Source organism: Bacteroides sp. AF29-11 (assembly GCF_003602895.1).
Classification (GTDB): Bacteria; Bacteroidota; Bacteroidia; order Bacteroidales; family Bacteroidaceae; genus Bacteroides; species Bacteroides uniformis.
Map to the genome: position 1 here is coordinate 88,289 of NZ_QTLY01000011.1, position 13,358 is coordinate 101,646.

General features: G+C 48.2%; 10 protein-coding genes. 5 read left to right on the plus strand and 5 right to left on the minus strand.

The window, feature by feature from the left end:
- Positions 1-7: 7 nt before the first annotated feature.
- The gene (locus DWZ03_RS18130) at positions 8-757 is read right to left on the minus strand and encodes a DUF4369 domain-containing protein (protein WP_008663699.1); all 750 of its coding nucleotides are present in this window, start codon (positions 755-757) and stop codon (positions 8-10) included.
- A 133-nt stretch (positions 758-890) separates the two neighbouring features.
- On the opposite strand from DWZ03_RS18130, the gene DWZ03_RS18135 reads away from it, so the two are divergent.
- From DWZ03_RS18135 to DWZ03_RS18155, 5 genes are all read left to right on the plus strand, one after another.
- Positions 891-2,126, plus strand: coding sequence for an anaerobic sulfatase-maturation protein (locus DWZ03_RS18135; RefSeq protein WP_120130495.1), 1,236 nt, complete (start codon positions 891-893; stop codon positions 2,124-2,126).
- Positions 2,127-2,178: 52 nt separating this feature from the next.
- Positions 2,179-4,344: a S46 family peptidase gene (locus DWZ03_RS18140; RefSeq protein WP_120130496.1), complete on the plus strand. Its 2,166-nt coding sequence runs from the start codon at positions 2,179-2,181 to the stop codon at positions 4,342-4,344.
- Positions 4,345-4,483: 139 nt separating this feature from the next.
- Complete coding sequence (locus tag DWZ03_RS18145; protein ID WP_120130497.1) at positions 4,484-6,643, plus strand: S46 family peptidase; 2,160 nt, start codon at positions 4,484-4,486, stop codon at positions 6,641-6,643.
- Positions 6,644-6,714: 71 nt separating this feature from the next.
- Positions 6,715-7,011 (plus strand): thioredoxin, encoded by a 297-nt coding sequence (gene trxA, locus DWZ03_RS18150; RefSeq protein WP_120130498.1) that lies wholly within the window; start codon positions 6,715-6,717, stop codon positions 7,009-7,011.
- Positions 7,012-7,020: 9 nt separating this feature from the next.
- Entirely contained in the window at positions 7,021-7,449 is a 429-nt protein-coding gene (locus DWZ03_RS18155; RefSeq protein WP_005826712.1) for a thioredoxin family protein, read from the plus strand.
- A gap of 72 nt (positions 7,450-7,521) precedes the next feature.
- Here DWZ03_RS18155 and DWZ03_RS18160 read toward each other — a convergent pair whose 3' ends face one another.
- The 4 genes from DWZ03_RS18160 to DWZ03_RS18175 form a co-directional block, all read right to left on the minus strand.
- Positions 7,522-8,364 carry a histidinol-phosphatase gene (locus tag DWZ03_RS18160; RefSeq protein WP_120130499.1) on the minus strand — a complete coding sequence of 281 codons (843 nt, stop codon included), beginning with the start codon at positions 8,362-8,364 and terminating at the stop codon, positions 7,522-7,524.
- 44 nt (positions 8,365-8,408) lie between these two features.
- Positions 8,409-10,298 carry an ABC-F family ATP-binding cassette domain-containing protein gene (locus DWZ03_RS18165; RefSeq protein WP_005826716.1) on the minus strand — a complete coding sequence of 630 codons (1,890 nt, stop codon included), beginning with the start codon at positions 10,296-10,298 and terminating at the stop codon, positions 8,409-8,411.
- A 70-nt stretch (positions 10,299-10,368) separates the two neighbouring features.
- On the minus strand, positions 10,369-11,175 hold the full coding sequence (locus tag DWZ03_RS18170) for a DUF3805 domain-containing protein (RefSeq protein ID WP_165859871.1): 807 nt from the start codon (positions 11,173-11,175) through the stop codon (positions 10,369-10,371).
- A gap of 332 nt (positions 11,176-11,507) precedes the next feature.
- Positions 11,508-13,355: a SusD/RagB family nutrient-binding outer membrane lipoprotein gene (locus DWZ03_RS18175; RefSeq protein WP_035447986.1), complete on the minus strand. Its 1,848-nt coding sequence runs from the start codon at positions 13,353-13,355 to the stop codon at positions 11,508-11,510.
- Between the last annotated feature and the right edge of the window lie 3 nt (positions 13,356-13,358).

Consider the following 13,358-nt stretch of genomic DNA (forward strand, 5'->3'; position numbering starts at 1 on the left):
TTCCTGTTTATTTCTGTCCTCCTACAGAAGCATTTTGCTTCATGCGTTTCTGCTCTTCAATCAGCTGCATGTTCTCCTTCGCCTTTGTAAGGAAATCCTTCACCAAAGTATTCTCTTTAAAAGACAAGGGAGCAGTCCTCATGATGTCCTCAATCTGCGGAGTCATCACCGGATAGGGCAGTGTGCTGCACATCATCATGAATACACTGGGGCCCAGCACATTCTCAAAGTTATCTACAATGAACTGCCGGACGTAGTCGTTCATCTCCTTCACAAGTGCTTCGCCTTCCTTTGCCAACTGCCCATGCACGTCATCCAGATTGGCACCGTCCAGCACCATACGCGCCTCTTTCCGTTCCAGCTCCTCTATCTTCACTTCCAGGGAATTGCGCTTGTCTATGAACTCGTACAGTTTGTCATTCAAAGGAGTCCCTTTGGCAATCAACTGAGTATTGGAGATGGAAACCACGATTTTGCCGTCTTCCAGCACCAAAGGCATAATGCCCTCGTGGTCCATATAAAGAGTCACCATCATCACGGAATCGGCCCGGCCTTTCATCTTGAAATGCCCATGGATAACCTCTGCCGAGTCGACGTTCACCCATTGCCCGTCCCGAAGCGTCTTGAGGAACAACATCTTTCCGTCAAGGCTGGTTACCGAGGAACTGCCCTCTATCTTATACTTGCGGTTGCAAGAAGTAAAGAGCACAAGCAGGAGCAAAAAGGGTAAAATGCGGTTCACACTCATTCTAATCATGCAAGAAACGATTTTTGAATTACACCCAGCAAAGGTATTAATATTCCTTATAAACCGGATAGAAAGAAAGGATTTTTCATTCGGTTTACGTATTTTTGCACAATTATAAATTATAAAAATAGAGAAAATATACATGTCAACCTATGCACCTTTTGCCAAACCGCTCTATGTAATGCTGAAACCGGTAGGTGCGGTATGCAATCTGGCATGCGATTATTGCTATTATCTGGAGAAATCCAAACTATATAGAGATAATCCCAAGCATGTAATGAGTGATGAACTTCTGGAAAAGTTTATCGAGGAGTACATCAACTCGCAGACCATGCCCCAGGTTCTATTCACCTGGCATGGCGGAGAGACACTGATGCGTCCGCTGTCTTTCTACAAACGGGCCATGGAGCTGCAAAGGAAATATGCCAACGGACGCACCATCGACAACTGCATACAGACCAACGGCACGTTGCTCACCGATGAATGGTGCCGGTTTTTCAAAGAAAACAACTGGTTGGTGGGCGTCTCCATAGACGGACCGCAAGAGTTCCATGACGAATACCGGAAGAACAAGCAGGGCAAGCCCTCTTTCGTCAAGGTGATGCAGGGCATCAACCTGCTGAAAAAGCACGGTGTGGAATGGAACGGAATGGCAGTGGTCAATGACTACAACGCCGACTATCCGCTGGACTTCTATAATTTCTTCAAGGAGATAGGATGCCATTACATCCAGTTTGCCCCCATCGTGGAGCGCATTGCCCCTCATGGGGACGGACGCCATCTTGCCTCCCTGGCAGACAAGGAAAAGAGCACGCAGCTGGCAGACTTTTCCGTCACGCCGGAACAATGGGGAGACTTCCTATGCGCCTTGTTCGACGAATGGGTAAAGCAGGACGTGGGTACTTACTACATACAGTTATTCGACTCTACCCTTGCCAACTGGATAGGCGAACAACCGGGTGTATGTTCCATGGCAAAGACTTGCGGCCATGCAGGCGTCATGGAGTTCAACGGAGACGTATATGCGTGCGACCATTTTGTTTTCCCCGAATATAAACTGGGCAACATCCATCAGAATACACTGGTGGAGATGATGTACGGAGAACGGCAACAAGCCTTCGGACTGATGAAGCAACAATCTCTCCCCACCCAATGCAGGGAGTGCGAATGGCTGTTTGCCTGCAACGGCGAATGTCCAAAGAACCGTTTTGCACGTACAGCCGACGGAGAGCCGGGACTGAATTACCTTTGTGCAGGATATCATAAGTTCTTCAGTCACGCAGCCCCATACATGGACTTTATGAAGAACGAACTGATGAACCGGCGTCCGCCTGCAAACATTATGGAAGCAATAAGAAACAATGCCATAAAGCCATAAGCCCACAAGCGATGACAATGAAATTCAAAGACATTACTTAATAATTGATTATATGAAGATTACATTTAAGAAAGGTTTGCTTGCGGCCATTGCCGCACTGACAGTCTGCTCTGCGCGTGCAGACGAAGGAATGTGGTTGTTGCAACTGATGAAACAGCAGAACTCCATCGACATGATGAAAAAGCAAGGACTGAAGCTGGAGGCTGACGACCTTTACAATCCCAACGGCGTGTCACTGAAAGATGCTGTAGGTATCTTTGGCGGTGGCTGTACCGGCGAAATCATCTCTCCGGAAGGACTGATTCTGACCAATCACCATTGCGGATACGGTGCCATACAGCAGCACAGCAGCGTGGAACACGATTATCTGACAGATGGTTTCTGGGCCATGAACCGCAGTGAAGAACTGCCCACCCCGGGATTGAAATTCCGTTTCGTGCACCGCATTGTAGACATCACCGACCTTGTCAACGCTAAAATAAAGGCAGGCGAAGTGACGGAAATCGATGCACTGACTTCCCCGTTCCTCAGCAAACTGGCAAAGGAAGAACTGGAGAAGAGCGATTTGAAGGGTAAACCGGGCATTGAAGTGCGCGCACTCCCCTTCTATGCAGGAAACAAATTCTATATGTTCTATTATAAGGTATACAGCGACGTGCGTATGGTTGCCGCTCCTCCCTCCTCGGTAGGTAAGTTTGGCGGTGAGACCGACAACTGGATGTGGCCGCGCCACACGGGCGACTTCTCCATGTTCCGTATCTATGCCGATGCCAACGGAGAGCCGGCTGAATACAGTGAAAGCAATGTACCCCTGAAAACGCCGAAGTTCCTGCCCATCTCCATCAAAGGTCTGAACGAAGGTGACTACGCCATGATTATGGGCTTCCCCGGCAGCACAGAACGTTACCTCACCCAGAGCGAAGTGAAGCAACGCATGAACGCCGTGAATCAGGCAATGATTGATATGCGCGGCGTACGCCTCGAAGTGCTGCGCAAGTATATGGATGCCAGTGACAAGACCCGCATCCAGTATGCCAGCAAGTTTGCCGGAAGCAGTAACTACTGGAAGAACTCCATTGGTATGAACAAGGCAATCATCGACAATGACGTGTTGGGCGCCAAAGCCGAAATCGAGAAAAAGTATGCCGCCTTTGCCCAAGGAAAACCCGAATACGAGGGTGTGGTAGAGAAAATTGATGCCATCATCGAGAAAAGCACCCCCACGCTGCGCCAGCTCTACTATACCAACGAAGCATTGCGCGGTGCTATCGAATTCGGCAGTACCTACCTTATTATGGATAACATAAAGAAAGCGCTCGAAGAGAAGAACGACTCATTGCTGCAAGCTTCGAAGAAGCAGTTGGAAAATGCATACGATGGTATCCACAATAAAGACTACGACCACGAAGTGGACCGCGCCGTAGCCAAAGCCATCCTGCCCGCCCTTGCCAAGGCACTGAACGCCGACGAGCTGCCCTCCTTCTACCAAACCATCAACGGAGAGTTCAAGGGCGACTACAACGCATACGTAGACAACATTTACGACAACTCCATCCTCTCCAACCGCAAGAACCTGGATAAATTCCTGGCAAAGCCCACCGTGAAAGCCATCGAGAAAGACCCTGCTACGGCTTACTCGCGCTCCAAGAACGAAAAGCTGCAGGAACTCGGAAAGCAATACATGGAACTGGAAAGCGGAATGGAACTGCTCCACAAGGCCTACATCCGTGGCTTGGGTGAAATGAAACAGCCCGTCCCCTCCTATCCGGATGCCAACTTCACCATGCGTCTGACCTATGGTAATGTAAAATCATACAGCCCACGCGATGCCGTACACTACGACTACTATACCACTACCGACGGTATCCTTGAAAAAGAGAATCCCGAAGACCGTGAATTCGTGGTACCCGCCAAGCTGAAAGAACTGATTCAAAAGAAAGACTTCGGACGCTACGCCATGGCAGACGGCACCATGCCGGTTTGCTTCCTCACCACGAACGACATCACCGGCGGTAACTCCGGCAGCCCCGTCATCAATGGCGAAGGACAGCTCATCGGATGTGCCTTCGACGGAAACTGGGAGTCACTGAGCGGCGACATCAACTTCGACAACAACCTGCAACGTTGCATCGCACTGGATATACGCTACGTGCTCTTCATCCTCGACAAGCTGGGCAACTGCGGTCATCTGATAAAAGAAATGAACATTATAGAATAAATTAAAGCCTCCGAGAGATTACCTCCCATACTGAATGGCATTCAGTCGTATAGTGAATGCCATTCAGTCGTATACTTAACCCTATTCAGTCGTATACTGAATAGCCCCCCTCTCAGACACCCTTCTAACGCACATTAGCATGAAAAGAATCATACTATCATTATTTTTAACATCCACTGTTTTATCGGCACACGCCGATGAGGGTATGTGGATGCTCACCGACCTGCAAAAGCAGAACGAGGTCGCCATGACGGAACTGGGCCTGCTCATCCCTGCCAACCAAATATACAACCCCGACGGCATTGCCCTGAAGGATGCCGTAGTGCACTTCGGCGGCGGTTGCACCGGCGAAGTCATCTCTGCCGAAGGGCTGGTACTGACCAACCACCACTGCGGCTATGGCGCCATACAGCAGCACAGCTCGGTGGAGCACGACTACCTGACCGACGGTTTCTGGGCCATGTCGCGCGAAGAGGAGCTTCCCTGCAAGGGACTCACCGTCACCTACATCGACCGGATACTGGACGTGACGGACTACGTGAACGAACAACTGAAAACCGACGACGACCCGAACGGCACCAATTATCTGTCTCCCAAATACCTGAAGACAGTAGCCGACCGCTTCGCCAAGTCCGAAGGCATCGCCCTGACACCTGGCCGCAAACTGGAACTGAAAGCCTTCTACGGTGGAAACAGATACTATCTGTTCGTAAAGACCACCTATAGCGACATCCGCATGGTAGGCGCTCCCCCCTCCTCCATCGGCAAGTTCGGCGCAGACACCGACAACTGGATGTGGCCCCGCCACACGGGAGATTTCTCCATGTTCCGCATCTATGCCGACAAAGACGGGAAACCCGCCGCTTACAGCAAAGACAACGTTCCCCTGAAAGTGAAGAAACATCTCACCATCAGCCTTGACGGCTATCGCGAGGGCGACTTTACCTTCGTCATGGGATTCCCCGGACGCAACTGGCGCTACATGATTTCCGACGAGGTGGAAGAGCGTATGCAAACCACCAACTTCATGCGCCACCACGTGCGCGATGTCCGCCAGAAAGCTCTGATGAAACAAATGTTGCAAGACGATGCCGTACGCATCCACTATGCCAGCAAGTATGCATCTTCTGCCAACTACTGGAAAAATGCCATCGGTATGAACGAAGGTCTCGTCCGTCTGAAAGTATTGGACACTAAACGTGCACAGCAAGAGGCACTCCTGGCACGCGGACGCTCGCTGAACGACAATAGCTATCAGCAAGCATTCGACCAGATACGCGCCATCGTAAAGCAACGCCGTCCAGCCCTCTACCACCAGCAAGCCATTCAAGAAGCACTGGTGACGGGACTCGATTTCATGCGTATCCCCAGCACCGCAGGACTGGTATCTGCCTTGAAGAACAAGGACAAGAAACAGATTGCAGCAGCTAAAGACAGCCTTCAGAAGGCAGCCGACCGCTACTTTGCCTCTGTCCCCTTCCCCGAAGTGGAACGTATTGTTGGCAAGGAAATGCTGAAAATCTACATGAAGTATATCCCTGCCGAACAACGCATCGGTATTTTCCAAATCATAGACAAGCGTTTCAAGGGCAACAGCGACGCTTTCATCGACGCCTGCTTTGAACATTCCATCTTCGGCAACAAGGAGAACTTTGCCAAGTTCATCCGCAAGCCCAGCCTCTACAAGATTAATACAGACTGGATGGTCTTGCTGAAATATTCCATCACGGACGGCCTGCTTCAGACCTCCATTGCCATGATGGATGCCAATAAAAACTACAATGCCGCCCACAAGGTATGGGTAAAGGGCATGATGGACATGAAACTTGCCAATGGTCAGCCCATCTATCCGGATGCCAACTCCACCTTGCGCCTGACCTACGGTCAAGTGCTCCCCTACGCTCCGGCAGACGGTGTGAAATATGATTACTACACCACTCTGAAAGGAGCTATGGAGAAGGAAGATCCCGACAATTGGGAGTTTGTAGTCCCCGCCAAACTGAAACAGCTGTATCAGGCAAAGGATTTCGGACGTTATGCCATGCCGAACGGCGAAATGCCCATCTGCTTCATTGTCAACACAGACAATACCGGTGGAAACTCCGGCAGCCCAGTGTTCAATGCCAAAGGAGAACTGATAGGTACCGGCTTTGACCGCAATTACGAAGGTCTGACTGGCGACATTGCCTTCCGTCCGTCCTCCCAACGAGCAGCATGTGTAGACATCCGCTACACCTTGTTCATCATCGACAAATACGCGGGAGCTTCGCATCTCATTGAAGAGATGACGATTAAATAATGATTTAGCGAACAAATCCTCCTCCTATTTTGTTATCATTACAAATAAATAAAAACAGAAAGGAAAAAATTATGGAAAAGTTTGAAGAATTGATACAATCAGAAAAGCCCGTTTTAGTTGATTTCTTTGCAACCTGGTGTGGCCCGTGCAAGGCCATGCATCCGGTACTGGAGGAACTCGAAAACGAAATAGGAGATGCTGCCCGTATCGCCAAAATAGATGTAGACCAGCACGAAGAACTTGCTGCCCGCTACCGCATACAAGCAGTACCGACATTTATCGTATTTAAGAAAGGTGAAGCCGTATGGCGCCACTCGGGTGTCATCAGCGGTAAGGATTTGAAAGCCGTTATAGAACAAAACTCTTAACAAGAAGAAATGAAGAAGATTATAGCAATGGTTGCCCTCGTGTTTTCCTGCATGCTGGCCTATGCTCAAACAAACGGAGAAGTTATCGTCATGAACAAAGCCATGTTCATCAAGGATGTGTTCGACTATGAGAAATCCCAGGACTGGAAATACAAGGGAAACAAGCCTGCCATCATAGACTTATATGCCGACTGGTGCGGACCTTGCCGCATGGTGGCTCCCATTATGAAGGAACTGGCCAAAGAGTATGCCGATAAAATCGTTGTCTACAAAGTCAATGTGGATAAGGAAAAGGAACTGGCAGCGTTGTTCAATGCAACAAGCATCCCTCTTTTTGTATTCATCCCTATGAATGGAGAGCCTCAGCTCTTCCGCGGAGCAGCCGATAAGGCTACCTACAAAAAGGCGATTGATGACTTTTTACTGAAAACAGAATAGTTCATAATAGAAAGAAAAACTCCTGACTACCTTTACAAAAAGGCAAGTCAGGAGTTTTTGTATCCTATTCACTCAAAACACGATAGGCATCTCTTTCCATTCTCCTCCGTGTAGTTCCATCACCGATTCATATCCAGCTTTCCTCAAGGCACGCAAAGCTTCGGGACGTCCGTTGTTTATCCGTTCCGGATAGTGTGAATCACTGTTCACCTGCACACGTACACCCAAATCATGCAGGTAGGAGAAATACCGCTCATTGGGATAGAAAGTGCCCAAGTCATGATAGGCTTTGGTATTGACCTCTACCTGATAGCCGCGACGGGCAATATCTGCGAAATACGCCCTAACCAGCTCATCATACCAAGGCTCGTCCAGCAATCCCGGGCGATAGCATGCTGCATTGTAGTGCATCTTATCGGCATGGCCCACAATATCAAAACCACCCAGCTCAAGCATCCTCGTCAACCTACCATAATAGAGACGGACCACATGCTCCAAGTCACCGCAGAAATGTCCGTCTACAATGGTCTTAAAGGTATCCGCAGGTACATCTACATCCACCACTTCCCCTTTGTCATTGTAGAGAAGATGTACAGAACCAATACGGTAGTCCAACGGCAACTCCCTGAAACGGGCGATGGACGGATTACTCGCTTCATTCAGATAATCAATCTCCAGACCGATATACAGTTCGATACGTCCAGCATACTTCTCCTTCAGACGATGGAATTCAGATAGATAGTCGTCCATGATATCCCACTCCATAGTCCATGCCGTAGAAAAAGGCAATGGAGCATGCGATGAAAAGCCATAAGATGTAAAACCTTCACTCAATGCAAAACGCACAAAGTCCTCCATGCCGGCACGCCCGTCACAATAAAGGCTATGGCTATGATAATTCGTCAGATTTCCCACTTTCTCAGTTCTAATTTTTAATTCTTAATTTTCAATTTCGAACTTCAGTTCGATTCTATCTCACTCAGCTCCAGCCAGCGCAATGTTTTTTCGTCAATCAAGTCCGACAATTCCGGCAAACGTTTCGACTTCTCCGTCAGTTCGTCCACAGACAAAGTACCGCTGCACAAAGCCTCTTCAATTGCATTCTTTTCGGTTTCCAGGTCGGCTATCTCCTGCTCCAATTGTTCAAACTCGCGTTTTTCCTTAAAAGACATGCGCCGCTTTTCGTTCAGACGCACCTTCGCCGTCTTGTCCTCCTGAGCCTTGGCGGCTTCTTTCTCTTTCTCCTTTTCCTGATGGACTTTCGCATCTTTCCAGTCGCGATATTGTGTATAGTTGCCGGGAAAGTCGCGGATGTCCCCTTGTCCGTTGAACACTAACAGATGGTCTACCACTTTGTCCATGAAATAACGGTCGTGGCTCACCACAATCACGCATCCTTTGAAATTCTGCAAATACTCTTCCAGCACATTCAGCGTCACAATATCGAGGTCATTGGTCGGCTCATCCAGCACCAGGAAGTTGGGATTGCGCATCAGGACCGTACACAGATAGAGGCGGCGGCGTTCTCCCCCACTCAGCTTGTAGACATAGCTGTGCTGTGTCTCGGGAGTAAACAGGAAATGTTGCAGGAATTGCGATGCCGTCAGCTTCTTGCCGTTGCCCAGTTCTATGACTTCGGCAATGTCCTGCACTACATCAATCACTTTCATCTGCTCGTCAAACTGCAAGCCGTCCTGCGAGTAGTAACCGAAGCGGACCGTCTCGCCAATGTCCAGCGTACCGCTGTCTGCCTGCTCCAACCCCATCAGTATCTTGATGAAGGTCGACTTGCCCGTACCGTTATTCCCTACGATACCCATCTTTTCGTAACGGGAGAAGATGTAGGAGAAATCATCCAGAATCTTCAAGTCACCAAAGGATTTGTACAGATGGTCTGCCTCGAATATCTTACTGCCTATATAAGAAGCCTTAACGTCCAGCTTTACATTGTCGTTGTTGAAACGCTGCTTAGCCACCTTCTCCAACTCGTAAAAGGCATCCTCCCGATAGCGTGCCTTGTGCCCGCGGGCTTGCGGCATGCGGCGCATCCATTCCAGCTCTGTGCGGTAGAGGTTATTGGCACGTTCTATCTCCACAGTCTTGGCCTCGATACGCTCTTGGCGCTTCTCCAGATAATAACTGTAATTGCCTTTATACTGATAAATCTGCCGGTTGTCTATCTCTACGATTTCGGAGCATACCCGGTCGAGGAAATAACGGTCGTGCGTCACCATCAGCAAGCTGAGGTTGTTCCGGCGGAGATATTCCTCCAGCCACTCCGTCATATCGAGGTCGAGGTGGTTGGTAGGCTCGTCCAGTATCAGCAAATCGGGTTCAGTGATAAGGGTATTGGCAAGTGCCACACGCTTCAACTGCCCGCCGGACAGATGTTTTACGTGCTGACTGAAATCACGTATTTTAAGTTGAGACAGAATCTGTTTCGCCTTCTGCTCGTACTCCCAAGCTTTTTCATGGTCCATACGCACCAGAATTTCGTCCAAGCCGGGATGCCCCTCCGTTTCCATGCAACGTTCATATTCCTTGATTAACTCGACAGTACTGTTGCCATGATGGAAGCACGCTTCGAGCACGGTCAGCTCTTCGGGATATTGCGGGTCTTGTTCCAGATAACCCACACGCAAATCACGACGGAAGGAAATGGTGCCATTGTCATACCCTTCCTTGCCGGAAAGGATATTGAGCAATGTCGTCTTGCCACTGCCGTTCTTGGCTATCAACCCGACACGCTGTCCCTCGGACAAGCCCAAAGAAATATTTTCGAATAGTACCAAGTCACCGAACGACTTGGTCAAGTTTTCCACCTGAAGAATTGAATTTACTGCTGCCAATGCTTTAATAGTTGAAAAATGAAAATTGAAAATTGAAAGTTGAAAATCACAGTACCGAGATGACCGGACCTTAGAACAAGGAGCTGTATATCTCCAGCAGATTCACTTTACCTCCTGCCTTTACTTTGCTCCAAACCAGCTTCATGGGGTCTATCCATTCACCGGTAGACGTGTTCAGCAATATGGGCGCTTCCCGGTTTCCGTCCACCAAGGTACGCCATTCCATACCGTCCACTTCATTGGCGAAAATAACACAAAGCACAATGCCAAAAGCCAGCCACGCATCTTTCTTTTTAGGGCTGATGTTGCTTTCTTCCATCATCTGCTGCATCTTGGCAATGTCTTCCTCGGCTCCCTGGAAATCCTTCTTCAACAATTCCTTTATAGTAGTATCCACCCACTCGTATGCTTCATTAATCTGGTAGATTTCCGAAAGGCGCACCGGAATTATCTCCGCTGGATACTTCACTCCATCCTTCCACGTTTCCAGCGAAGCGATAATCTTCTCCGCTTCTGCAACTGGCTCTCCTTTCTTCACCGTAAACGAACATTCAAAGGCAACTTCATCCGCGCCCGTTATCCATAAATGGGAAGTATAGTACGCACCTTCTTCCTCGAACATTTCCTTACTATATGCACATTCCATCCGGCCTATCCTAACCGGAATGGCAGAGGAGTTTTCCCGTAACTCTTGCTTCACGGAGTCCTTGCCATATGTAGCATTCCCTTTGAAAGCCGAAATGCGAAAATTACCGGTCCACTCATTGGGGTTATAAAAAAGGAAAGAGCCTTCCCCGTCCTCGAATTCATTCCAGTCTGCCGGATAAGTCATGGAGAACCATGCCCCCGGAGAGATAAATTTCTTGCTTTGTTCCATATATAGACTAATCTTTGCAAAGACAGTTCCTACCATCTCAGCTATTTCTCGCAAAGATAGTACAAACCGAATGCAAAATAAAATGAACTTGTCCATTTTTTATGCTGAGGTGCAGCCTATCTTCGGTTTTAGGGCAAAAGTAACATATTACCGCCGTTGATATGCAAACAAACGAAACAAAAAAAACAGCCGATTCTCACGAACCGGCTGTTCCAATCATCATCTATGAATGAAGACCATTAGAGCCTTCAATATCTTAACTATATCTTAAAATCCACATTTTGGGCGTAAAGATAATGAATTTGTATCACAAAATAAAATGCAATGAAAAATTAGTTTTGGGCACTGTCCCACCATACGGGTAAAGTCCATACGTCCTCGGCAGCATTCCAAAGTGCAATTGAAGTATCAGCTCCCGGAACAGTGGCACCGATAGCTTGCAGATTGGCCGTATTGTAGTTGAGTTCATGACTGCATTGCTGCCAACGACGGAACTGTTTACCTTGCGGAATATTCTTTTGGGCAGTAGCATCAACGCCATAGCGTGCAGGAATACCCCAGCCTAAGAAAAGCTCCGGATTAAAATCGTAGCGACGCATATCGTTCCAAATTTCCATGGAAAAATGCAATGCCAAACGCTTTTGAGTAAGAATCTTGCCCAAAGTAATATTCTCTTCAGTGCCAATACCATTGTTCAAATAGTTGTCAATGTCGGTTTGCGTCATAGGAGAGAACGAGGGGCATGCTTCCAAATTGGCATCTTCACGGCACCACACTTTCAACTTATCGTTCATACCGTCGATACTGGCTGCAATACCTTTCTTATAAGCATTAAAAGCCGCTCCTTTATTACCTTGGTTAAAGAGTACTTCAGCACGTATGAAACAAGCTTCGGCATAGGTTCCAATATAGGTGGGAGAAGACACGCGAGTATAGAAAGTTCCCGATTCGCGAGAGGCATCAGTGCCATCGCGACGATAAAGTAAATCAGGACGTCCTTGATAAGCTTTGCACTGACTGGTACACTCTACATAAATAGTGTCCCCCTTACGGGTAGAAGATTCACTGTCAATCCACCAACCTTTGGCTGCCGAGAAGTTCGAGCGCAACGGTCCGCCGGTAAGGCTGGGACTATCATTGCCAATCATGTCTACACCCATAGAACGACGCCAACCGTTTTTGAACTTCACCTCTGCGGGTGAATTACTTGATTGCTTCGAATATGCCCAAGGTAAAATCTTATCGGCACGCGGATCTTCTATTCCACTTCCGGCAAAATTTGTCAGATTATCGTAAAGCATCTTGGTAGGCATATAGCCGGCATTCATGCCACATACAGAAAAGAGCGGTGAATAATCAACCGGTTCGTCCCATCCCAATACATCATGCGAATTATTGGCATCAATATGATTGAATACGGTATTGTCGGCATTGCTTTGCTGAGCCTTGTCAAGACAAGCCAAGATTTCTGCGGCATCGTATTTCCCTTCAAGATAACTGCCTTCACCCTTTTTAATAAGCTTGTTAATGTAACGTGCTTTAAGTAAATATGCCAATTTAAGCCACTTGTCTACACTACCACCATTCCAAATATCGCCTACAGCCAACGAAGCTGTCGCAGACCCTTGCTCTTTTTGGAACATCTCGATAGCGGTGTCAAGATCGGCCAAACAGCCCAAATAGATTGTTTTTCCGTCATTATAGGTAGGAGTAACACCGGCTTCAGCCTCACTCGACTTGTAAGGCATTTCTCCATAAAGGTCTGTCATAAGCATAAAACCATAGGCACGAATTACGCGAGCTGCACCCACATAATGCCAAGCCTCGGCTGCCGTAGCCTTGTCAATCAAAAATGGAATATTTACAGCAGCTCCACAGAACCACCATTGGTAGGGAGTGGTAACGGCACCGGTCTGAGGACTCCAATAAGACATGCTCCAATAAGTGCCGCCGTCATAATAGCGTGTCCAATCGCCCATAGACATACTGGAACGCCAAGCAGCAAACTGAGTGGCACTGTTGGTATAAAATTCAATATGTGCCAATCGTGAATCATAGGTCGCATTTCCGGCTGTGGGATTTTCGGGATCGACATTTACATCGAGCCAGTCACTACACCCCGAGAACAAAGTAATAAGGGCACCCACACTACATAATATCATAGATTTGAATAATTTCATATT